We start from the raw sequence: 26231 nt of genomic DNA on the forward strand, positions 1-26231 counted from the left end.
CGGGTCGAGTCCGGCGGTCGACGAATGCGTCCACTCCCCCGTCGCCCGCAGCCGCGCCAACGCCACCGCCAACGTATGCGGCAGCCAACTGGCCTTCCCGTCCTCGTTTCACGTGACAGATACGTCACTACCCGGCGTCCTAGGGTCAGCGACATGAACCCGTTCGATGACCCCGACGGCACCTTCCTCGTGCTCGTCAACGACGAGGATCAGCACTCGCTCTGGCTGGCGACGCTTGCGGTTCCGGCCGGCTGGCGTGTCGTGCACGGCCCGGACGGTCGCCAGGCATGCCTCGACTACGTCGAGGCGAACTGGACCGACATCCGCCCGCGCAGCGCCCGCCGCGGCACAGCCACCACGAGCTGATCCGGTCCCCACGATGACCCAGCTGCAGGACATCGACCGGCGCTGGTTCAAGCGATTCGGGCGCCGCGAGCAACCGTCCGAGGTCCGGCTGCTGTGCTTCCACCATGCCGGCGGCAGCGCCGCCATGTACCGGAAGTGGCCCGGTCTCCTGCCCGCGTCCGTCGAGCCGATCGCTGTGCAGTTGCCGGGGCGCGCCGACCGGTTCGGCGAACCGGCGTTCGACCGGATGACGCCACTCGTCGACGCGCTGGTGAACGCGCTACTGCCGCTGCTGGACCGTCCGTTCGCCTGCTACGGCGTGAGCATGGGGTCCCGGGTGGCCTGGGCGCTCGCACACGCCCTGCGCGAGCGCGCGATGCCGATGCCCTTCATGCTCTTCCACGCGTGCGACGTCGCACCGGTCAACGACGACGACGTCTGGCCGTGGGAAGGGCGCACGGACGGGCTCGAGGGCTACATGCGGGAGATGGGCGGAACGCCGCCTGAGGTCCTCGCCGAACCGGAGCTGGTGCGGGCGCTGGTGCCCACGTTGCGGGCCGACCTCACAGTGCTCAGCACACACGGATTCCGGCCGCAGACGCCGCTCGACGTGCGGATCCGCGCTTTCGCCGGCGCCGAGGACTGGACGGCGCCTCCCGACCAGATGGCGGCGTGGCAGGCCGAGACGACCGCCCGCTTCGACCTGGACGTCGTCCCGAGCGGGCACTTCTTCGGCCCGGAGGCCGAACGGCAGGTAATCCGAAGAATCGGCGACGACCTCGTCCGGGCACGCTGACCCAAGGAGCAGCGGTGAGAGACAACCGTGTCGACCTGGCCACCATGGACCTCACGTCGGACCGGGTTCACCTCACCCGCGCTCACGGCGCCGCATTGACGCGGCGAGCGCCTGACGACCTGGCCGAGGCCACCCGCGGATACGCCCAGCGCCACGGCGTGACCTCGTCCGCCCTGTGGCAGGCCGCGCTGCTGACCGTCCTGCACAGGTACACCGGCGAGACTGATCTGGCGCTCAGGTCGGGCGACGCAGTGTGGCGCGCCGACCTGAGCGGCAACCCCGCCTTCGCCGAGCTTGTCGCGCGCTGCCACACGTCAGCCGGGACCGATACGCGGCTCCAGGTTGGCCTGACCGGGCGAGACACAGCAGCAGGCAACCCGTTCGACGTCACGCTCACCGTGGAGTCCGCGGACCTCACGGTGAAACTCCCGGCGGACCGGGCGGACGAAGGCCGGGCCGGCCGGTTGCTGGACCATCTGACCGCGGCGCTGGCAGGTGGGCTGACCGACCCGGACCGGCCTGTCGCCGCCATCGACATCCTGCCGGCGGCCGAACGGGACCTGGTCCTGCGCGGTTGGAACCCGCCGCCCGTCCCGCGTACCCCCGGCCTGCTGCACCACGTCACCCTCGGCCACCCCCCGGACCGCGTGGCAATCCGGTTCGCTGGCACCGAACTGACCTACGACCAGCTCGAACGCCGCTCCAACCGACTGGCTCACGCCCTGCACCGGCACGGCATCGGCCCCGGCCACATCGTCGGGCTGCTCCTGGACCGCGGCATCCACCTGCCCATCGCCCAACTCGCCGTCATGAAGGCCGGCGCCGCCTGGCTGCCGCTGGATCCCCAACACCCTCCGGCCCGGCTCGCCCTCCTGGCCGGCGACGCCGGCACCAGGCTCGTGATGACCACCACCGACCTGGCCCCGACGGCACCCACCGACATCCCCCACTGGAACCTCGACGACCGCGACGACCGCGGCCCGGACACCCCACCCGATATCGACGTCCGACCGGACGACCCGGCCTACCTGCTCTACACCTCCGGGTCCACCGGCACACCAAAGGGCGTGCTGGTGCCCCACCACAGCGCCTACTCCTTCTGCGAAACCGCCGTCGAGCTGTTCCGCACCACCCCCGCCGACCGGGTCGCCCAGACCTCCAACCCGGCCTTCGACGCCAGCATCTGCGACTGCTACGCCACGCTGCTCGCCGGCGCGACGATGATCAGCGCCCCTCGCGAGACGATCGCCGACGCGGCCGCGTTCACCACGCTCATCCGTGACGAACAGGTGACGCTGTCCTTCATCTCGACAGCCGTTCTGGCCCTGCTCGATCCCGACGACTTCGCCGGGACCGCGCTGCGCGCCGTCTGGAGCGCCGGCGAGGCCCTGCCCCCCGAGCAGGCCAGCCGTTGGTCGCGCCCCGGCCTCGAACTGCACAACTGCTACGGGCCCACCGAGACCACAGTGGTCGTCACCGACTACCTGTGCACCGACGAGCCGCTTACCGGGCCGACCCCGATCGGCACGGCCCTGCCCAACCACCGCGCGTACGCCCTCGACGAACACCTCCGCCCCACCCCGGTCGGCGTTCCTGGACAGCTGTTCATCGCCGGCACCGGTGTCACCTACGGCTACTACGGCCGGCCCGGCCTCACCGCCGAACGGTTCCTCGCCGACCCGCACGCCGACCAGCCCGGACAACGCATGTACGCCACCGGCGACCTCGTCCGCTGGCTCCCCGGCGGCATCCTCGAATTCCTCGGTCGCCGCGACCGTCAGGTCCAGATCCGCGGCCAACGCGTCGAGCTCGGCGAGATCGAGCACACCCTCAGCCGCCACCCCCGCGTCCGCCAGTGCGCGGTTCTCCTCCACGACGCCACCCACCTCGTCGCCTACCTCACCGGCGAACCCGACCTGGACGACGTACGCCGGTACCTGGCGGACCGGCTGCCGACGTACATGATCCCGACCGTTCTGGTCACGGTGCCCGCGCTGCCGCTCGCCCCGAACGGCAAGCTCGACCCCACGCGACTGCCCGAGCCGACGGCACCGCCGGCCAACGGGTACGTCGCACCGCGCACCGACACCGAGCGCTGGCTGGCCACCGTCTGGCAGGAGGTAATCGGGGCGGAGGAGGTGGGTGCCACCGACAGCTTCTTCGACCTCGGCGGCGACTCGCTGCACGCCATCCAGCTCGTCGCCCGTGTCCGGGACCACCGCAACGTCGACCTGCAACCGCGCCACCTCTTCGCCCACCCTGTGCTCGACCAGTTCGCCGCCCTCCTCGACGAGGCCGCTCCCCTGGCGGTGGACGAACCGATCACGCGGTTGCCGCGCACCGGGCCGCTGCCCTGCACGCGCCAGCAGGAGGGACTCTGGTTCCAGCACCAGTTCGACCCCTCGTCGGCCACGTACCACATCGGGTTGCGGCTCTGGGTACGCGGCGAGCTGGACGTGGCAGCGCTCGGCCGGGCGGTGCACGCCCTCGTCGTACGGCACGAGGCGCTGCGGACCCGGTTCGTCGACAGGGGTGGCCTGCCGGAGCAGGTGGTCGACGACCCGCCGCCGATGACCCCGCTGCCGGTCGTGGACGTCGAGCCGGCCGCCGTCGAGGCCTGGGTCGCGCGGGAGATCGGTCGGCCGCTGGACCTGGCCGCCGGGCATCTCTTCCGGTGCCCCCTGGCCCGGATCGCGTCCGACGAGCACGTGCTCCTGATTGTCGTGCACCACATCGTGGCCGACGGGTGGTCGGCTCGCATCCTCGGTGCCGAGCTGTCCCGGCTCTACGCCGTCGAGACCGGCGCTGCCGACGAGGCGCTGCCGGCGCTCGTCCTCCAGCCGGCGGACCACGCTGTCTGGCAACGTGACGAGCGGCGCAGAGCCGAACTGGAGCGCCAGGTGGCCTACTGGCGGGACGCCCTGGCAGACCTTCCTACTGTGGACTTCCCGACCGACCGGCCCCGGCCGGACCGGCGCACCGGCGCCGGCGTCACCGTGTCCCGGCGCCTGCCAGACGACGTCTCCACCGCCGCCCGCGCGTACGGCCGGACCCACCGCGTGTCGTTCCTCGCGGTCCACCAGGCCGCGCTGCTGACGGTCCTGCACCGCCACACCGGGCAGCGCGACCTGCCGATCGGGTCGATCTTCTCTGGACGCACCCGGCCCGAACTAGAGCCACTCGTCGGCTTCTTCGCCAACCCCCTCGTGCTGCGCACCAATTTCACCGGCCGCCCCACCTTCGCCGACCTCGTCCGCCGCTGTCACGACACGGTCCTCGACGCCGGCGCCCACCAGGACGCGCCGTTCGCCCTCGTGGTCGAGAGCCTGCGCCCGGAGGTGACCGGCGAGACGAACCCGCTGTTCCAGATCAGCCTGTCGCTCCAGCCACCGGGCACCTCCCTGTCCGGCCTGGCGCTTGCCGGGGCGACCGCCGAGGCCCTCGACGTCAGCACCGGGTACGCCCGCTTCGATGTCGCGCTGGCCGTCATCGACCTGGCCGACGGCGGGCTGGAGCTACAGGTGGAGTACTCCACCGAGCTTTTCGACGCCGACCGGATCGACCGCCTTGTCGACCACTTCACCACCGCCCTCGCCCGAGGGCTGGCCGCCCCGGACTGCCCGGCCGACGAGATCGACGTCCTGCCGCCGGCCGAACGGGACCGGGTGCTGCGCGACTGGAGTTCCCGCGCCACCCTCCCGCCCGAGGTGAGGGAAGGCGGAAGCACAGTCGGCACTGACACGCCCGGAAGGCGCGTGTACGTCCTCGACACCGCGCTGCGCCCGGCGCCCATCGGCGTCCCGGGCCAGCTGTATGTCACGGGCAGCGGCGCGGCGCAGGGCGGCACCGGTCGGCCTGGATCCACGGCGCGCCGGTTCCTCGCTGACCCGTACGCCGACCGGCCCGGCGAGCGCATGTACGACACCGGTGAGATCGCGCGCTGGCGCTCCGACGGCGTGTTGGAGCACCTCGGCCGGGGCGACGGGCCGGACGAGCGAAGGGACCGGCAGGGCAGGCACGAGGCCGGGCAGCCCCGACCGCCGGACGTCGCCCCAGCCGTCGCCCCACCACCGCCGTCGCCCCGGAGCGAGCTGGACGCCGAGATCGCCGAGCTGGAACGGAGACTTGCCGAACGAGCCCAACTGGAGCGGCTGCTCGAGGAGAAGCGGGCCGCGAGGGCACGGCGGGACGCCGCCCGCCGGGTGGTTCCGGTGCCCCGCGACGGGTCGCTCGTGTGCACGTACCAGCAGGAGGCGATGTGGTTCGAGCATCAGCTCGACCCCGACTCGCCGGTCCACCACATCGCGTTCGCACTGCGGTTGCACGGAGCCCTGGACGTGCCGGCGCTCGGGCGGGCGCTGCACGCCCTGACGGTGCGTCACGAATCATTGCGAACCCGCTTCGTCGCCGAGGACGGCAGGCCCCGCCAGGTGATCGACAGGCCTGCGGACCTGCTGCCGCTGCCAGTGGCCGACCTGCCCGCCGAGGCCGTCGAGGCGTGGGCGGTGGCCGAGATCAGCCGGCCCATGGACCTGGCCGCGGGCGGACTCCTCCGGACTCCGCTGGCCCGGCTCGGTCCCGACGAGCACGTCCTGGTGCTTGTCATCCACCACATCGTCGCCGACGGCTGGTCGGCCACACTCCTCTCGGACGAGCTGACCCGCCTCTACGCGGCCGAGACCGGCGGGGCGCCGGCACGGCTGCCGGAGCTGGCGGTGCAACCGGCCGACTACGCAGTCTGGCAACGCGCCCGGCTCGACGGTGGCGAACGGGAGCGGCAGCTCGACTTCTGGCGCGAGACACTTGCCGACCTGGCCACGATCGACGTCCCCACCGACCGTCTCCGCCCACTCAACCCGACCGGCAGCGGCGCGGACCGATGGCGAGAGGTGCCCGACGATCTGGCGCAGGCCGCCCGGGAGTACGCCCGCGCCCGCCGGGTCTCGCTGCTCACCCTCACTCAGGCGACACTGCTCACCGTGCTGCACCGCTACACGGGGCAGACCGACCTACCCATCGGGTCCATCTTCTCCGGCCGGACCCGTGCCGACACCGAACCGATGGTCGGCTACTTCGTCAACGCAGTGGTGCTGCGCACCCGCCTCGACGGTGAGCCCAGCTTCGAGGAGCTCGTCGGCCGCTGTCATGAGACCGTCCTGGCGGCCACCGCCCATCAGGACGTCCCGTTCGGCCTTGTGGTCGACGCCCTGCGCCCCGAGCGCATTCCCGGGCGCAACCCGCTGTTCCAGGTAAACCTGTCGCTTCAGCCGCCTGCCGCCGCACAGGGTGACCTGTCGCTGGGCACCGTCACCGCCGAGCCGATGCCGGTCTCGGGCGGCCACGCCCGCTTCGACCTCGCCATGGCGGTGATCGACTCGCCGGACGGCCGCATCGACCTGGGGGTGGAGTTCGCCACCGAGCTGTTCGATGCCGACCGCATCGACAGGCTCCTCGACCACTTCCTCACCGCGCTCGCCAACGGCCTGGCCCGGCCCGACCAGCCTGCCCGCGAGGTCGAGATCATGCCGGCCGCGGAACGCCAGCAGGTGCTACACGGCTGGAACGACACCACCACCGCGGACCACCACGAACCTCTGCACCACCTTGTCGAACGCATCGCCGAACACACCCCGAACGCCATCGCCGTGATCGACCACGACGGCACCCACCACACCTACCGCGACCTCAACACCACCGCCAACCACCTCGCCCACCGCCTCCACCACCACGGCATCACCCCCGGCGACCACATCGGCGTCTGCCTACCCCGCAGCATCCACCTCGTCACCACACTGCTCGCCATCTGGAAAGCCGCAGCCGCCTACGTCCCCCTCGACCCCGAACTACCCCCCGAACGCCTCACCGCCATGCTCCACGACGCCAACCCACCCCTGGTCATCACCACAAGCACCCACACCCAATCGTTCCCCACCACCCACACCCTCGACGTCACCGACACCTTCGACGCCGAGCCGGACACCGCCCCCGCCACCGGACCCACCCTCGACGACACCGCATACCTGCTCTACACATCCGGGTCCACCGGCACACCAAAAGGCGTCGCAGTCCCCCACCGCGGACTCCACAACCGCATCACCTGGATGCAGAACACCTACCACCTGCAAACCGACGACCGAGTCCTACAAAAAACCCCCTACGGATTCGACGTCTCCGCCTGGGAATTCTTCTGGCCCCTCACCACCGGAGCCACCCTCGTACTCGCCGCCCCCGGCGGCCACCGCGACCCCGACTACCTGCACCAACTCATCGTCAACACAGACATCACCACACTGCACTTCGTCCCCACCATGCTCCAGACCTTCCTCAACACCACCGCCGACCACAGCCCTCTGCCCCACGTCCGCCGCGTCTTCAGCAGTGGCGAAGCACTACCGGCAGACACCGCACAACGCTTCCTCACCACCTGGCCCCACATCGAACTCCACAACCTCTACGGCCCCACCGAAGCATCCATCGACGTCACCGCCTGGCACTGCCAGCTCGGCTCCACCACCGTCCCCATCGGACACCCCATCGCCAACACCCGCATCTACGTCCTCGACGACCGGCTACGCCCCACCCCCATCGGCATCGCCGGAGAACTCCACGTCGCCGGCACCGGCGTCGCCCACGGCTACCACAACCGGCCCGGCCTCACCGCCGAACGGTTCCGGGCCGACCCGTACGGGCCACCCGGACAACGCATGTACGCCACCGGTGACCTCGCCCGCTGGCGAACCGACGGCACCATCGAATACCTCGGCCGGACCGACCGACAGGTCAAACTCCACGGCCAACGCGTCGAACTCGGCGAAATCGAACACGCCCTGTGCCAGCACGCGGCGGTCGACAAGAGCGCGGTAACGGTCCGCCACGGCGTCCTGATCGGTTACATCGTCGGCGACGCGGATCCCGCCGACGTACGCCGGTTCCTCGCCGACCGACTGCCGACGTACATGGTCCCCACGACGGTCGTCGCGCTCCCGGATCTGCCGGTCACACCACACGGCAAGCTGGACACCGCCCGGCTGCCCGAGCCACCGCCCACAGTCAGGCACGTCGAACCGCGCACCGACACCGAGCGGTGGCTGGCCGGCGTGTGGGAGGACCTGCTGCGCGTCGAGGGGGTCGGCGCCCACGACAGCTTCTTCGACCTCGGTGCCAACTCGCTGCACACCACTCAGCTCGCCGCACGGGTCCGCGACGGGCTCGGCCTCGACGTCCATCTCCGGCACGTGTTCGCCAACCCGGTCCTCGAGGACTTCGCCCGGCACCTTGACGAGACCGCCGGGGCGCCGGCCGAGGCCACCGGCCCGCTCGTCCCGCTCCAGCCCGGCGGAACGCGACCGCCTCTGTTCCTGGTGCACCCGGTCGGCGGAGCGGTGACCCACTACCTGACGCTGGCGACGATGCTCGGCGACGACCAGCCGGTGTACGCCATCGAGGACCCGGAACTGCACGGCATCGCCCCCGCCGGCAGCCTTGCCGAGCGGGCCGGCCGCTACCTCGACCTGGTCCGCGGCGTCCAGCCACACGGCCCGTACCACCTCGGCGGCTGGTCGCTCGGAGGGGCCGTCGCGATGGAGATGGCCGGGCAGCTCCGGGACGCGGGCGAGGAGGTCGCCGTCGTCCTGGCGCTGGACTCGGCCCTGCCGGTCCCTGGCCAGGACCCGACCGACCTGGAGACGCTCACCTGGTTCGTCCTCGACACGGCCGGCACTGCAGGCGTGCCCCTGCCGGACGTCGACCTCGACGCTTTGCGGGGGCTCGACCGCCAGGCGCTGGACACCGTGGCCCTGGACGTGCTTGCCCGGGCCGGGCTGGCACCACCGGACACCCACGACGACCTGCGGACCAGGATGCGGGCTTTCGCCACGAACATCGCGCATTACGCCGCGTACCGGCCGCGGGACTACCTCGGCCGCCTGGTGCTCGTCACCGCCGGTGACAACAGGGCGACGGACGACGTGTCCACCTGGCAGGCCCACGCGCCCCGCCTGGAACACCTCACCGTGCCCGGTGACCACTTCACGATGCTGCGCCCGCCCCACGTGCAGGACCTCGCGGCGGTCGTGCGGAGGTCGCTTGAGCAGGGGCCGGAGCCTGCGGCCCCTGGTTCGTGTGACGGGACACCCCCAGCACGCGGCTCCTAGATTCGCACTGCACCGCCCGACCGTTGCCGCGCCGGTCCTACCAGCGGATTGCACCGATGAGGACCCAGCGCGGAGGCAGGAGCTTCCGTGAGCACGTCCAACGTCGACGACATCTACGAGCTGTCCCCGTTGCAGCAGGGCATGCTGCTGCACACGGTGCACGACGGCGCGACCGACATGTACCTCGGCCAGCACGTCTACATCGTCGAGGGGAGCCTCGACGTCGATGCGATGGTCCGGGCCTGGCGGAAGGTGTTCGAGTCGCATCCCGCGCTGCGGACGTCGTTCCACTGGGACGGGAACGACAAACCGCTTCAGGTCGTGCATCGGGACGTCACGCCACCGGCGCACCAGGACGACTGGTCCGCGCTGAGTGACGACGAGCAACAGGAACGGCTCGACGCGATGATGGCCGAGGACCGCGCCACCGGCTTCGACGTGGCAGTGGCCCCGCTACAGCGACTGCACCTCATCCGTCTCGGGGCCGACCGACACGCGCTGGCCTGGACCCATCACCACCTGCTCCTCGACGGCTGGTCGGTCCCGATCTTCATGAACGAGGTGATGGCCCACTACCAGTCGCTTACCGGTGGCGGCCCGCTGCCTCCGCCCGCGCCGCCCTTCCGCGACTACATCGCGTGGCTGCAACGTCAGGACATGGACGCGGCGAGGACCTTCTGGAAGGAGGTCATGGACGGCGTCACCCCGGCCGCCCTGGCCGGGATGCGACCGCCGGACCCCCGCCAGGGCACGGGCGGCGTCGACCGGCACGTCGTGAGCCTTCCGCCAGCTCTCGAGGAGGGCCTCCGCGACGCCGCCTCCCGTCACCGGGTCACAGTCAACACCGTCCTGCACGCCGCGTGGGCCGTCGTGCTGGGCCGCTACAGCGGACGCTCCGACATCGTCTTCGGCTGTGTCAGCTCCGGCCGGCCCGCGGAGCTGCCCGGGGTGGACCGCATGATCGGCATGTTCGTCAACACCCTGCCCGTCCGCCTGAGCGTCCCCCGCGACGGCGACCTGGGGCCGTGGCTGCACGAGCTACAGGCCAGGTACGCCGACATCCGCCGCTACGAGTTCAGCCCGCTCTCGGACATCAAGAAGTGGGCCGGCGCCCCGGGCCAGCAGCTGTTCGACAGCCTGTTCGTGCTCGACAACCACTCGTTCGGTGTCCAGGCCGAGGGCTCGCCGGATCGGCAGCTCACAGTGCGCTCGCAAACCACCTACGACAAGGTGAGCGTCCCGATGGCGCTGATCGTGACGCCCGCGCCGGTGTCCGAGGTACAGCTCCTGCTCCACGAGAACCGCGCCGAACCTGGTTTCGCCGACGGCATCCTCGACTGCCTGTTCACCACGTTGAAGGCGATCGTCGGGGCCGACCGCGTCGAGCAGGTCGTTGCCGCCGCCGGGCCCATGCTCACGCCATCCGAGGCGCCCGACTCCCCGTCGCTCGTGGACGCACGGAGTGGACCCGTGGTCCCGCCCGCGACACCTGAGGAGGAGGCGGTCGCGGCGGTCTACCGCGACATCCTCGAACTGACCGAGGTCGACGTCACCACGAGCTTCTTCGACCTGGGGGGCGACTCCTTCGGTGCCGTCCGGGCGGTCGGCCGCATCGAGGGCGCCTCCGTCACGCTGCTCGCGTTGAATCCGAGCGTGCGCGCGCTGGCGGCCGCGCTCTCGGCCGGTGGTCTGACGAGCGAGGAGGACGAGCTCGACGCCGAGATCGCCGAGTTGGAGCGACAGCTCGCCGAAACCGACGACCTCGCCAATGAGCTGACCGCGTTCTACACGACGAGCGAGGAGGACGAGCGGGAGGCTGCCGCCTCCGGCCACGGCCGGCTCGAGTTCGAGCGGACGCAGGAGATCCTGCTGCGGCACCTGCCGCCAGCGCCCGCCGTCATCGCCGACATCGGCGGCGGCACCGGCCGCTACGCGCTCTGGCTGGCCGAGTTCGGCTACCGGGTGGTGCACCGCGACATCGTTCCCCTGTACGTCGAGCAACTGCGAGCGGCCATCCGGCCGGACACCGACGTGGAGACCGCTGTCGGCGACGCGCGCAGCCTCGACCTCGCCGACGAGAGCGTCGCGGCGGTGCTCCTGCTCGGACCGCTGTACCACCTCCCCCGCCTGGCCGACCGGGTGCAGGTGCTCCGGGAGGCGCGGCGCATCGTCGCGCCCGGCGGCGCCGTCTTCGCGTCCGCCATCTCGCGCTGGGCGGCGCGGATGGACGGGGTCCTCCGGGAACGCATCTACGAGCGGGGCCCGGAGATGCTTGCCCACATCGACCAGGTGGAGGAGACGGGGGTCCTTCCGCCGCTGGCCCGGGGCGGCTACACGGCCTACACGCACCGGCCGGACGAGCTGGAGTCGGAATTCTCCTCCGCCGGCCTCGACATGACCGACCTGGTAAGCGTCGAAGGCACTGCCTTCCTCCTGACCGACCTCACCGAACGTATGGACGACCCCCGGGGCCACGAGGCGATCCTCGCCAGCGCACGAGCGCACGAACGGGTGCCCGAGTTGCTGGGTATCGGCCCGCACCTCGTGGCGACCGGACGGCGGCCGTGACCAGCCGGACCCGGTTCCTGTGACAAGACACGTCGATGGACGGCTCCTACGTTCCGAAGTGCGCGATCCAGGCGATTGCGCCGGCCCGACCTGAGCAGGAGGCACCCATGACAAACGTCGAGGCCGAACCGTCAGCGGTTCGGTCGGACGCGCTACCGGCGGTGTGGGGCGTCCCTCGGTCGGCTCGTGATGGGCGGCCTGCTCGGTGCCGGGCACCTCGACCTCTTCGCAGGTCAGTGCCGACGCGATCCACCGCGACAACGAAGGCACCGATGACCCACAGGTTCCCCAGCATCGCTATCGAACGGCTACCGCACCGACCTGACGAAAGCAGGAGGCACTCATGACGACCGTCGAGACCGGACCACCCCAGGATCAGTCGGACGCATTACCGGCGTCCGGAACCCGCACGTACGTCCGTCTCTGGATTTCACAGTGGCTCGCGTGCGCTGCCGTGAGCTTCACGGTCTTCGCGGTCGGGCTCAACATCTACGTGGACTTCGACCCGTTCTGGTTGGTCGTCATCGGCTACGCCATCCTGTTCGTGCCCTTCCCGATTCTGTCTCCGTTCGCCGGCGCGTTCGTGGACCGCTACGGCCACCGGCGTGCGCTGCTGATCAGCAACATCGGCACGCTACTGAACCTCATTGCCCTCGTCATCGTGATGGTCACCGACATCGGCGGGTCGTTGTACGCCGTCTCGGCGGCAGGTATCTCCACGATCCTCCGGACGCTGCAGCTGGCCGCGATCGAGTCGGTGGTGCCCCTGCTGGTGCCGAAGCGCCACTACGGTCGGGCCAACGGCCCGCGCATGCTGATGACCGCGACGTTCGTCCTGGCGGGGCCGCTGTTCGCGTACCTGCTCTTGAGCGTCGCCTCGCCGGTCGCGATCGTCATGGCGGAGTGCCTGTTGGTGGTGTTCGCCATCTACGTCGTGTTCACCTCCCGTATCCCTCTCGTCAAGAGGCCGGACGGCGATGCGCCCGATCAGTCGCTGTGGCGGGACGTCGTCGACGCGTGGCGGCACCTTCGCCTCCGGCACGGACTGCTGACGATGGTGGGGTTCCTGGCCCTCGTCAGTGGCACCCTCGGCGCCCTCGAGATCACGTCCAGCGGGACGGTCATGGGCTTCTCCGACTACGAGGGCGCCATCGCGGTGTCCACGGCGTGCTGGCTCGGCATGGTCGTCGCGACCATCGGGATGGTGGTGTGGGGCGTCCCCAGTCGGCTTGTGTCGGGCATGCTCGTCGCCGGGCTCACGTTCGCCCTGGCGCTTGCCGCGGCCTCGTTCCGACCGGACCTGATCCTGATGTCCGTGAGCGGCTTCATCGCGATGGGCAGTCTCGCGGTCATCATCGCCAGCTTCCAGACCGTGGTGCACCTCAAGGTCGAGCCGCACCTCCTCGGTCGCGTGTTCGGCCTGAAGAACACCTCGGTCACGCTGTCGCACATCGTCGGGGACCTCGGAGCGATCGTGATCGGCGTGACCCTGCTCTCGGCCAGCTTCACCTCCGACGGGCAACGTCGGGAGGATGGCTGGGAGGAAGTGAGCTCACCGGTCCTCGCGGCGTTCATCGGCAATGGCCCGGGCCGCGGCTGGGCCCTCTTCATGATGTTGATCGGGGTCGGGGTAGCTGCGTACGTCGCATACCTCAGGTTCCGCAGCCCCGCGTTCCTCCGCATGGAGAACGACCTGCCAGACGTGACGCCGGCGGACCGGCTGCCCCAGCCCACCGAGGACCTCGCGCCCGTCGGCGTCAGCGAGCCGGCGTCGGGAGGCCGCTCCGCGTAACCCAGGAACGAACGCGCACGCCGAGCTGAGTACGAAACCGACGACCACACGAGGGAGCGAGTCCCAACCATGGACATGCTGAGCGGCGACGAGATCGCCAACGCGAAGCTCACCGACTGGCGCAAGCTGGCCCAGGGACTGCATGCCCGCTATCTGGTCGACGACTTCAGCACCGGCGCGCGGTTCGTCGCCGCGGTGGGCGAGGCCGGCGACGCGCTCGGGCACCACCCGAGCGCGTCGCTCGGCACCGGGCACGTCGACCTCAAGCTGGTCAGTGCCGACGCGATCTACCGGGACGACGAAGGCACCGAACACGTCGTCGAATGGGTGACGCAGCAGGACGTCGATCTCGCCCGACGGATCACCGAGATCGCCGCTGACCACGGGCTCAAGGCCGACCCGGCCTCGGTCAGCCTCATCGAACTCGGCCTCGACACCGCGGACTCCGCGACCATCGCCCCGGTGTGGGCCGCGCTGTTGACAGGCAACCCCGGAGCCCAGGGCCACGGTACGCCCAGCGACGAGATCCGGGACGCCACGGGACGCGTGCCGAACCTGTGGTTCGGGGACGCCGGCGACGGTGACGTCCCCGGCCAGCGCTTCCACATCGAGGTCTACGTGCCCCACGAGATGGCTGAGCAGCGGATCGCCGCCGTCGTCGCCGCAGGAGGGACCGTCGTCGACGGCAGCAGGACGCCGTCGCTCACCGTCATCGCCGATCAGGACGGCAACCGGGGAGTCCTCTGCGTCGCCGATTCCCCCGCGACTGTCGACTGACCGTCGACCGGACCCCGGTTCGTGTGACAAGACACCATGCAACGCCGTCGAGATCCTGACGTACAAAACCGAGGCTCACCGCCGCGATCAGACGAGAGCAGGTAGCGCCGATGTCGACCGCCGACACCGAACCCTCCACCCGGCGGCCCGATAGCAGCCCTCCATCCGGGATCCGTACGTTCGTCCTCCTGTGGTGCTCCCAGTGGCTCGTGGTGTTCGCGGCTGCGCTGACCGTCCTGGTGTTCCGCCTCGACATCTTCGCGGAGTTCGACTCGCTTGGCGCGCTCATCTTCGCGTTCCTCGTCCTGTTCGCGCCCTTCGCGCTCCTGTCCCCGGCCGCCGGTGCGCTGGTGGACCGCTACGGGCATCGGCGCGTGCTCATCGCCAGCAACATCGGCTACCTGATCAACCTGGGCGCGCTCGTCGTCGTGCTGCTCATGGATATCCCCCTGCTGTGGCCTCTCATCGTCGTCCTCGCGATCGACGCCATCCTCAAGGCGCCGCAGCTTGCCGCGCTCGAGTCGGCAGTGCCCCTGCTCGTCCCGAGGAGACTGCTCATCCGGGCGAACGCCCCGCGGATGCTGCTGACCGTCACCGGTGTGGTCCTGGGACCGCTGGTCGTCGCCCTCGCCCTGACAGTCGTGGCGCCGGTGGGCGTGATCCTGCTCGAGTGCGCGGCGGTGGTGGTCGCCATCCTGGTGGTGCGTACTCTCGACATCCCGGTCGTCCCGAAGCGTGCGGACGACGCGGCACGGCGGTCGCTCGGCGCGGAGGTGCTCTCGACCTGGTCGCACCTCCGGTCCCGGCCGGGACTGCTGCCGGTTCTGGGGTTCCTGGCAGGTGTCAGCTGCGTCATCTCGATCCTCGAGGGCGCCGGTCCCGAGAACGTCTACGCGTTCGCCGGCGAGACCGGGATAATGATCGTTTTCGCGTCGGGGTGGGTCGGCATGCTCGTCACGAGCATCGTCATGATCGTCACCGGCCGGCCCCGCCGCCTCGCTCGCGGACTGTTCTCGTCGGGGGTCGTCTTCGCCGTGGCGCTCCTCGTGGCGGCGGCGCGACCGAACGTCGCCGTGATGGCGGTCGGCGCGTTCATCGCCCTGGGCAGCACGGCGGTCTTCGTCGCCTGCGTGCAGACGGTGCTGCACTCCAAGGTGGACCCCCGGCATCTCGGGCGGGCGATGGGCTTCAAGAACCTCATGGTCGCCGGTCCGCACATGATCGGCTCCACGATCGTGGTGACGGTAGGGGCGGGTCTCGTCACCGTGATCGGTCGGGACGAGGTGCGGTCGCCGGCGGTCTCGGCGCTCGTCGGCGACGCGGCCGGCCGGAGCTGGGCAGTCGTCATGATGGGCGGGGCCGCCTTCGTCGCAGTCGTCGTGGCCCTCGTGTCCCGGAGCCTTCATGTGCGGCGGGTGGACGACCTTCCGGACGTCACACCTGGCGACCGGGTGGATCCGGCCCTCGCGGGCCCAACGGTCTCCGCGGACCTGCCGGCCGCGACCTCGACGCCGGCTCGGCGGTGACGCATGTCTTCTGTCATGCCACGCGATCTGCGTGAGCAGGTTGCCCCCTCACGCGCAGAACTGCAGCGACGGCTCGCCGAGAAGCGGGCGGAGAGGGAGCGGCTCACGCAGGCGCGCCTGATCCTTCCGGTTCCGCGGGACGGCTCGCTGCCCTGCACGTTCCAGCAGGAGGGTGCCTGGTTCATCCAGCAGTTGGACCCGCTGTCGTCGGCGTACCACATTCCGTTCGCGCTCAAGCTGCACGGTGATCTCGACGTACCGGCGCTGGAGCGGGCATGGCACGCCCTCGTCGTCCGCCACGAGGCCCTGCGTACGAGGTTCGTGGACGAGGGCGGCGTACCCCGGCAGGTCGTCGACCCCCCGCCGGTGAACCGGCCGCTCCCCGTGGTGGAGCTGACCGCCGACGAGATCGAGAAGTGGGCGGCCGACGAGATCCATCGACCGATGGACCTGGCAAACGGCCCGCTCCTGCGTACGTCGCTGGCCCGCGTCAGCCCGCGGGAGCACGTGCTCGTGTTCGTCGTGAACCACATCGTATGCGACGGATGGTCGATGCGCGTCCTGGCCGGCGAGCTGTCGATGCTCTACACCGCCGAGACGGGTGGCCCCGAGGCCCGGCTCCCCGAGCTGCCGATCCAGCCCGCCGACCATGCGGCCTGGCAGCGCCGCTGGCTCGATGGAGACCGGCTCGACCGCCAGCGCGACTACTGGCGCACCCGGTTGGGTGACCTGGCCACAGTAGACCTGCCGACCGACCGGCTTCGACCGGCCGAACCCCGAGGCACCGGAGCCTCCCAGTCGCGCAACCTTCCGAGCGAGCTGGCCGACGCGGCCCGCGCCTACGCTCGTGCCAACGGTGTGTCGCTCCTGGCTCTCATGCAGGCCACGCTGCTGACTGTGCTGCACCGGTACACAGGGCAATCGGACCTGCCGGTCGGATCGGACTTCTCCGGACGCAACCGGGCGGATCTCGAACCTCTGGTCGGCTTCTTCGTCAACTCCATGGTGCTGCGCACCAGCCTCGAGGGCGACCCCGGCTTCGCCGAACTCGTCCGCCGCTGCCACGCCACAGTGCTCGAGGCGACAAACCACCAGGACATCCCGTTCAGCCTTGTGGTCGACACCTTGCAGCCGGAACGGGTCGCCGGACGCAACCCGCTGTTCCAGGTGACCGTCACGCTGCAACCCGCCGGAGCCGCCGTCGACGTACCGACGCTTGGCGACATCACCACGGAACTCCTCGACACCACCGGCGAACACAGCCGCTTCGACCTGAACGTCCTGGTGGTCGACGGCCCGGGCAGCGCGCTGGAGTTCTCCGTGCTGTACGCCACGGAGCTGTTCGACGCCGACCGCATCGACCGCTTCGCCTCCCACTTCACCACCGCCCTCGCCCACGGTCTGCGGGAGCCGCACCAGCCGGTCAGCCGAATCGAGCACCTCTCCGACGGCGAACGGCACCAGCTGCTGCACGCCTGGAACGACACGGCGGTGGACTACCCGGCCGAGCCGCTGCACCGGCTCGTGGAGGCCGCCGCCGACGCCACCCCCGACGCGGTCGCTGTCGTCGACCACGACGGCACCCCGTACACCTACCGGCAGCTCGACTCGGCCGCCAACCAGCTCGCCCACCGTCTGCGCCGCGTCGGCGTCGGCCCGGACACCCGTGTCGGCGTCTGCCTGCGGCGTGGCGCCGACCTGGTCACCGCCCTGCTCGCCACGTGGAAGGCCGGCGGCGCCTACGTGCCCCTCGAACCCGACCTGCCGCCGCAGCGTCTGGCCTTCATGCTCGATGACGCCGCACCGGCGGTCGTGGTCACCGACGCCGCCCACGCCTCGTCGTTCCCGACCGTCATCGCGCTCGACATCGAGCGGCCGGCCCTGGCCGGCGAGCCGGCCACGGCGCCGGACGGTGGCGGTGAACTGGACGACCCCGCCTACCTGCTCTACACCTCCGGCTCCACCGGCACTCCGAAGGCCGTGCAGGTCCCGCACCGGGGCGTGCACAACCGGATCGCCTGGATGCAGGACGCCTACCGGCTCCAGGCTGACGACCGGGTGCTCCAGAAGACGCCGTACGGCTTCGACGTGTCGGTGTGGGAGTTCTTCTGGCCCCTGGTCACCGGGGCCACCCTCGTTCTCGCCAAGCCCGGTGGCCACGGTGACCCCCGGCACCTGCACGAGTTGATCAACCGCGCGGGCGTCACCACACTGCATTTCGTACCCACGATGCTGAACAGCTTCCTCGACGCCGTCGGCGCCGCCCCCCTGCCGAGCGTGCGTCGTGTCCTCAGCAGCGGTGAAGCACTGCCCGCCGACACCGTGCGCAGGTTCATGACCACCTGGCCGCACGTCGAGGTGCACAACCTCTACGGGCCGACCGAGGCGTCCATCGACGTCACCGCGTGGCGTTGCACGCCGGACGCGGAGACCGTCCCGATCGGACGGCCGATCGCCAACACCCGGACCTACGTCCTCGACGACCTGCTGCGGCCGGCACCGGTCGGGGTTGCCGGCCAACTGTTCCTCGCGGGAGTCGGCCTGGCCCACGGATACCACCACCAGCCGGCGCTCACCGCACAGCGGTTCCTTCCCGACCCGTACGGTCCGTCCGGACAGCGCATGTACGCCACCGGAGACCTCGCCCGCTGGCGCGCCGACGGCGTGCTCGAGTACCTCGGCCGACAGGACGGCCAGGTCAAGATCGGCGGCCAGCGGATCGAACTCGGCGAGATCGAAACCGTCCTCGCCCAGCACCCCGGCATCCGCCAGTGCGCCGTCGCCGTCCGCGACGCGGGCCGTCTCGTCGCCTACGTCGTCGGCGACGCGGACCTGGGCGAGCTTCGGGCGTACGTCGCCGAACGGCTACCCGCCTACATGACCCCGACGGGGTGGGTCGCACTTGCCGAACTGCCGGTCACACACAGCGGCAAACTGGACACCGCCCGCCTGCCCGAGCCCGAACATGCTGCACCTGCGACGGTCGGGCCCCGGACCGGGACCGAACGGTGGCTCGCCGACACCTGGCGCGACCTCCTCGGTGTCGAGCAGGTCGGCGTCGATGACGACTTCTTCGCCCTGGGCGCGAACTCGCTGCACGCCACCCAGCTCACCGTCCGCATCCGCGACCACCTCAACATCGAGCTCGCCCCGCGCCACCTGTTCACCAGCTCCAGCCTCGAGCAGCTCGCCACCCGGCTGGACAAGGCCGAGACCACCTCGGACGTCGTCCTTCACCAGCTCGACCGCACCGCTGCCACGGCCGGCAGCACACCGATCGTGCCGGTACCCCGCGACGGAACACTGGTCTGCACCCGTCAGCAGGAAGGACTGTGGTTCGAACACCAACTCGACCCCGAGTCGGCCGTCTACCACATCCCCGCAGCCCTACGACTGCACGGCGCCCTGGACGACACCGCCCTGAACCGCGCCCTGCACACCCTCATCACCCGACACGAAGCACTACGCACCCGCTTCATCGAACACAACGGACTCCCCCACCAGGTCATCGACCCCCCACCGGCAGACCTTGCCCTGCCCACGGTCGGCATCACAGCCGACACCATCGACACCTGGGTCGACGAACAAATCAACCGCCCCTTCGACCTGGCAGCCGGACCCGTCTTCCGCACCGCCCTCGGCCGCCTGGCACCGGACGACCACGTACTCGTGCTCGTGGCACACCACATCGTCGCCGACGGCTGGTCGGTGGGAATCCTCACCACCGAACTCACCCGCCTCTACGCCGCGGAAACCGGCATCACCACCCAGGCCCAGCTACCAGACCTGCCCGTACAACCCGCCGACCACGCGGCCTGGCAACGCGCCCGCCTCAACGACGACGAACTCACCCGGAAAATCGACAATTGGCGAACCAGCCTGGCCGACCTACCGACCATCGAGTTCCCCACCGACCGGCCTCGCCCCGCTCACCCCACCGGCGCCGGGGCCCGCGTCGACCGGCCGCTGCCCCACGACCTCGCCACGGCCGCAAAGCGCTACGCCCGCGACAACCACGTCTCCTTCCTCGCCATCCACCAGGCCGCACTGCTGACCGTCCTGCACCGCTACACCGGACAAACCGACCTACCCATCGGCTCGATCTTCTCCGGCCGCACCCACACCACAATCGAATCCCTCGTCGGCTACTTCGCCAACACCGTCGTCCTACGGACCCGCCTCGACGGCAACCCCACCTTCGCCGACCTCATCGCCCGCTGCCACGACACCGTCCTGGAAGCCACCACCCTCCAGGACATCCCGTTCAGCCTCATCGTCGACACCCTCCAACCCGAACGCATCCCCGGCCGCAACCCCCTCTTCCAAATCTGCCTGACCCTGCAGCCGGCCGGCATGGCCGGAGCTCAGGCCGGGGAAGAGCTCAAGCTGGGCGCGGTCGCCGTGGAGCCGATCGACATCACTGGTGACTACGCCCGGTTCGATCTCAGCTTCGACGTGACCGAGCACGCCGACGGTGGACTGTACGTCTCGGTGGAGTACTCGACCGAGTTGTTCGACGCCGACCGGATCGAGCGGCTCATCGACCACTTCACGGCGGCGCTGGCGGACGGAATCGCCGATCCCGGCACCGTCGGCGCCCACGACATCGAGCTGATGTCCCCGGAGGAACGCCGTCAGGTTCTTCAGGAATGGAGTTCCCCGCGCCTCCCGGTCACCGCCCGGGGCGCGCAACGATCGTCCGGTCTGCTGCACCACGTGTTGGCCGGATCCGACCCGGACGCGGTGGCGATCCGGTTCTGTGGCTCGACGACGGGCCAGCTCACCTACCGGGAGCTCGACCAGCGGTCCAACCAGTTGGCTCATGCTCTTGCCGAGGCCGGGGTCCGGCCGGGCGAGGTGGTGGCGCTGCTGCTCGATCGCGGGCTCGACCTCCTGGTGGCCCAGCTGGCGGTGCTGAAGGCAGGCGCCGCGTGGATGCCGATGGACCCCCAGCATCCCAGCGCGCGACTGGCGTTCCAGGTCGACGACACGAAGGCCGCGCTCGTCCTGACCCGTCGCGACCTGGCTGAGCTGGCACCGGCCCACCCGCCGCACTGGTGCCTGGACGACCCCCAGCGCGGTGCCGCCATAGCGGCCCGGCCGGACACGCCCCCGAACATCGAGGTACGGCCTGACGACGTCGCCTACCTCATCTACACCTCAGGCTCCACGGGGACACCCAAGGGCGTCCTTGTCTCCCACCGGTCGGCCTTCGGGTACTGCGAGAACGCGGTTGCCCTCTTCGCGATCACACCGGCCGATCGCGTTCCGCTGGTGGCCAACCCGGCTTTCGACATGACCGTGTTCGAAAGCTTCGCCACCCTGCTCGGCGGCGGCACCGTCGTCGGCGCGCCGCTGGACGTGATCTCCGACCCGGACGCGCTCACGACCTTCCTGTGCGATGAGCAGGTCACTGTCGCCTATCTCCCACCGGCACTCCTGTCCCACCTCGATTCGCAGCGACTGGCCGGCAGCGCGCTGCGGGCGCTGGACATCGGGAGCGAGTCGCTCAGTGCCGAGCTGGTCAACCGCTGGACCCGGCCTGGTCTCGAACTCCACAACTCCTACGGCCCGACCGAGACGACTGTGGTGTGCACGGACCACCTCTTCGACGCACCGCTGGACGGCCGGCCCCCGATCGGCTCCGCTCTGGCCGACCACCGAACGTACGTGCTGGACCGCCGCCTGCGCCCGGCCCCGATCGGCGTACCCGGCCAGCTGTTCATCGCCGGACTGGGCGTCGCGCACGGCTATCTCGACCGGCCCTCGTTGACCGCCGAACGGTTCCTGGCCGACCCGTACGGCGACCGACCCGGACAGCGCATGTACGCCAGCGGTGATCTCGCCCGCTGGCGCTCCGACGGGCTCCTGGAGTACCTCGGCCGCATCGACCGGCAGGTCAAACTGCGCGGCCAGCGCATCGAACTCGGCGAGGTCGAACACGTTCTGGCAGAGCACCCCGCGGTGCGGCAGTGCGCGGTCGTGCTCCACGGCGACAGCCGCCTCGTCGGTTATCTGGTCGGGTCCGCTGCCGGCGACACCGCTGTGGACCTCGACCAGGTGCGCGGATACCTCGCCGACCGACTTCCCACCTACATGGTCCCCACCACCCTCATCACACTTCCCGAACTACCACTGACCCCCAACGGGAAACTCGACACCACCCGGCTACCCGAGCCCACACCAACAGCCACTGAACACGTCGCACCACGCACCCACACCGAGCAATGGCTCGCCGACACCTGGCGCAACCTGCTCGACCTCGACCAGGTCAGCGCCACCGACAACTTCTTCGACCTCGGCGGCAACTCCCTCCTGGGCACCCAACTCGCCGCACGAGTACGCGACCAACTCCACACCGAACTTCCCCCACGCGAACTGTTCGCCAACCCAGTCCTGCACCAACTCGCCGACCAGATCGACCGCACCGCCACCACGACCGGCAGCACACCGATCCTGCCGGTACCCCGCGACGGAACACTGGTCTGCACCCGCCAGCAGGAAGGACTCTGGTTCGAACACCAACTCGACCCCGCCTCGGCCGTCTACCACATCCCCGCAGCCCTACGACTACACGGCGCCCTGGACCACACCGCCCTGAACCGCGCCCTGCACACCCTCATCACCCGACACGAAGCACTACGCACCCGCTTCGTCGAACACGACGGACTGCCCCACCAGGTCATCGACCCTCCACCGGCCGAACAACCCATCACCGTCGTGGACGTCCCCGCCGACTCCATCGACACCTGGGTCACCGAACAAATCAGCCGGCCGTTCGACCTGGCGACCGGACCCGTGTTCCGCACCGCACTGGCCCGGATAGCACCCGACGACCACGTACTCGTCCTCGTAGCGCATCACATCGTCGCCGACGGCTGGTCGGTGGGAATCCTCACCACCGAACTCACCCGCCTCTACGCCGCGGAAACCGGCCTCACCACCCAGGCCCAGCTACCAGACCTGCCCGTACAACCCGCCGACCACGCGGCCTGGCAACGCGCCCGCCTCAACGACGACGAACTCACCCGCCAACTCGACCGCTGGCGCACCACTCTCGCCGACCTACCGACGCTGGACTTCCCCACCGACCGGCCCCGGCCGGCTCACCCCACCGGCGCCGGAGCCTGGGCAGGCCAACCACTGCCCGACGACGTGACAGCCGCCGCCCGCCGCTACGCCCGCGACCACCACGTCTCCTTCCTCGCCATCCACCAGGCCGCACTGCTCACCGTGCTGCACCGCTACACCGGACAAACCGACCTACCCATCGGCTCGATCTTCTCCGGCCGCACCCACATCGACACCGAACCGATGGTCGGCTACTTCGCCAACACCGTCGTCCTACGCACCAACACCAACGGCGACCCCACCTTCACCGACCTCATCCACCGCTGCCACGACACCGTCCTGGAAGCCACCGCACTCCAGGACATCCCGTTCAGCCTGATCGTCGACAGCCTCAAACCCGAACGCGTCACCGGCCGCAACCCCCTGTTCCAGATCAGCCTCACCCTCCAACCGGCGACCCGAAACGAACTGAGCCTCGGCACCCTCACTGCCAACCCCATCGACGCCACCACCGGAAACGCCCGCTTCGACATCGCCATCGACATCGAAGAGACACCCGACGGCCACCTCAACATCGCCGCCGAGTACTCCACCGAACTCTTCGACGCCGACCGCATCAACCGACTCCTCGAGCACTACATCACCGCGCTCGCCAACGGACTCGCACAGCCCGACCAGCCCGCCGAAGAGATCGACATCATGCCGGCCGCGGAAGTCCACCAGGTTCTGCACGCCTGGAATGACACGACCGCCGGATACCACGCCGAGCCGCTGCACCACCTTGTCGAACGCGTCGCCGAACACACCCCGAACGCCATCGCCGTAATCGACCACGACGGCACCCACCACACCTACCGCGACCTCAACACCACCGCCAACCAACTCGCCCACCGCCTCCACCACCACGGCATCACCCCCGGCGACCACATCGGCGTCTGCCTACCCCGCAGCATCCACCTCGTCACCACACTGCTCGCCATCTGGAAAGCCGCAGCCGCCTACGTCCCCCTCGACCCCGACCTACCCCCCGAACGCCTCACCGCCATGCTCCACGACGCCAACCCACCCCTGATCATCACCACAAGCACCCACACCCAATCGTTCCCCACCACCCACACCCTCGACGTCACCGACACCGGCGGCTTCACCTCCGACGCCGACCCGAGCGTCAACGCCGGCTCCACGTTCGACGCCGGCTGCACCCTCGACGACACCGCCTACGTGATCTACACATCAGGCTCCACCGGCACACCAAAAGGCGTGGCAGTCCCCCACCGCGGACTCCACAACCGCATCGCCTGGATGCGAGAGACCTACCACCTCCAGGCCAGCGACCGGGTCCTTCAGAAAACGCCCTTCGGCTTCGACGTCTCCGTCTGGGAATTCTTCTGGCCCCTCACCACCGGAGCCACCCTCGTACTCGCCGCCCCCGGCGGCCACCGCGACCCCGACTACCTGCACCAACTCATCACCGACACAGGCATCACCACACTGCACTTCGTCCCCACCATGCTGCAGACCTTCCTCGACGCCACCGCCGACCGCGGCCCCCTCGGCCAGGTCCGCCACGTCTTCTGCAGCGGCGAAGCGCTACCCCCCGACACCGCACAACGCTTCCTCACCACCTGGCCCCACATCGAACTCCACAACCTCTACGGCCCCACCGAAGCATCCATCGAGGTCACCGCCTGGCAATGCGAACCGGACTCGACCACGGTGCCCATCGGGCAGCCAATCGCCAACACCCGCATCTACGTGCTCGACAACCTGCTGCGCCCGACACCGATCGGCATACCCGGAGAACTCCACATCGCCGGCACCGGCCTCGCCCACGGTTACCACAACCGCCCCGGACTCACCGCCCGTAGCTTCCTGACCGACCCCCACGATCACCGGCCCGGCCAGCGCATGTACGCCAGCGGTGACCTCGCCCGCTGGCGAACCGACGGCGCCATCGAATACCTCGGCCGGACCGACCGACAGGTCAAGCTCCGCGGCCAACGCGTCGAGCTCGGCGAAATCGAACACACAATCGCCCAACACCCCGACGTACGCCAATGCACCGTCCAGCTGTACAACGACACCCAACTCGTCGCCTACCTCACCGGGCACCCCGACCTGAACCACCTTCGCCGGCACCTCGCCGACCGACTCCCCACCTACATGGTCCCCACCACCCTCATCACACTTCCCGAACTACCACTGACCCCCAACGGCAAACTCGACACCACCCGGCTACCCGAGCCCACACCAACAGCCACTGAACACGTCGCACCACGCACCCACACCGAGCAATGGCTCGCCGACACCTGGCAGAACCTCCTCGACCTCGACCAGGTCAGCGCCACCGACAACTTCTTCGACCTCGGCGGCAACTCCCTCCTGGGCACCCAACTCGCCGCACGAGTACGCGACCAACTCCACACCGAACTTCCCCCACGCGAACTGTTCGCCAACCCAGTCCTGCACCAACTCGCCGACCAGATCGACCGCACCGCCACCACGACCGGCAGCACACCGATCCTGCCGGTACCGCGTGAAGAAAAACTGGTCTGCACCCGCCAGCAGGAAGGACTCTGGTTCGAACACCAACTCGACCCCGCCTCGGCCGTCTACCACATCCCCGCAGCACTACGACTACACGGCGCCCTGGACGACACCGCCCTGAACCGCGCCCTGCACACCCTCATCACCCGACACGAAGCACTACGCACCCGCTTCATCGAACACAACGGACTCCCCCACCAGGTCATCGACCCCCCACCGGCAGACCTTGCCCTGCCCACGGTCGACATCACAGCCGACACCATCGACACCTGGGTCGACGAACAAATCAACCGCCCCTTCGACCTGGCAGCCGGACCCGTCTTCCGCACCGCCCTCGGCCGCCTGGCACCGGACGACCACGTACTCGTCCTCGTAGCGCACCACATCGTCGCCGACGGCTGGTCAGTAGGAATCCTCACCGACGAGTTGGCCCACCTTTATGCCGCGGAAACCGGCGTCACCGCTTCGGATCCGTTGCCTGGTCTGGCCGTGCAGCCGGCCGACCACGCCGTCTGGCAACGTGCCCGCCTCGACGATGAGGAGTTGGGTCGCCAACTCGATCGCTGGCGGATGATCCTGGCCGACCTACCGACGCTGGACTTCCCCACCGACCGGCCCCGGCCGGCTCACCCCACCGGCGCCGGAGCCTGGGCAGG

8 protein-coding genes are annotated in these 26231 nt (G+C 69.9%); all 8 read left to right on the forward strand.

Features of this window, described 5'->3' with window-relative positions; all coding sequences use genetic code 11:
• The first annotated feature begins 153 nt into the window (after window positions 1-153).
• Window positions 154-366, forward strand: a complete 213-nt coding sequence (locus ACLQ23_RS19350) for an MbtH family protein (RefSeq protein ID WP_355597505.1) — start codon at window positions 154-156, stop codon at window positions 364-366.
• Between the two features lie 13 nt (window positions 367-379).
• Entirely contained in the window at window positions 380-1141 is a 762-nt protein-coding gene (locus tag ACLQ23_RS19355) for a thioesterase II family protein (protein WP_355597507.1), read from the forward strand.
• A 14-nt stretch (window positions 1142-1155) separates the two neighbouring features.
• A complete protein-coding gene (locus ACLQ23_RS19360) occupies window positions 1156-9294 on the forward strand; it encodes an amino acid adenylation domain-containing protein (protein ID WP_355628030.1) in 8139 nt (2712 codons plus the stop codon).
• A gap of 87 nt (window positions 9295-9381) precedes the next feature.
• Window positions 9382-11862, forward strand: a complete 2481-nt coding sequence (locus ACLQ23_RS19365; RefSeq protein WP_355597511.1) for a condensation domain-containing protein — start codon at window positions 9382-9384, stop codon at window positions 11860-11862.
• 343 nt (window positions 11863-12205) lie between these two features.
• The gene (locus ACLQ23_RS19370) at window positions 12206-13654 is read left to right on the forward strand and encodes an MFS transporter (RefSeq protein ID WP_355597513.1); all 1449 of its coding nucleotides are present in this window, start codon (window positions 12206-12208) and stop codon (window positions 13652-13654) included.
• Between the two features lie 69 nt (window positions 13655-13723).
• Window positions 13724-14431, forward strand: coding sequence for a 4a-hydroxytetrahydrobiopterin dehydratase (locus ACLQ23_RS19375; RefSeq protein WP_355597515.1), 708 nt, complete (start codon window positions 13724-13726; stop codon window positions 14429-14431).
• 110 nt (window positions 14432-14541) lie between these two features.
• A complete protein-coding gene (locus ACLQ23_RS19380; protein ID WP_355597517.1) occupies window positions 14542-15957 on the forward strand; it encodes an MFS transporter in 1416 nt (471 codons plus the stop codon).
• A gap of 3 nt (window positions 15958-15960) precedes the next feature.
• Window positions 15961-26231 (forward strand): amino acid adenylation domain-containing protein (locus ACLQ23_RS19385; RefSeq protein WP_425880893.1); only part of this gene is annotated, 10271 nt, incomplete at its 3' end.

Source organism: Micromonospora sp. DT41 (genome assembly GCF_049841715.1).
In the GTDB taxonomy this organism is placed as follows: domain Bacteria; phylum Actinomycetota; class Actinomycetes; order Mycobacteriales; family Micromonosporaceae; genus Micromonospora; species Micromonospora profundi.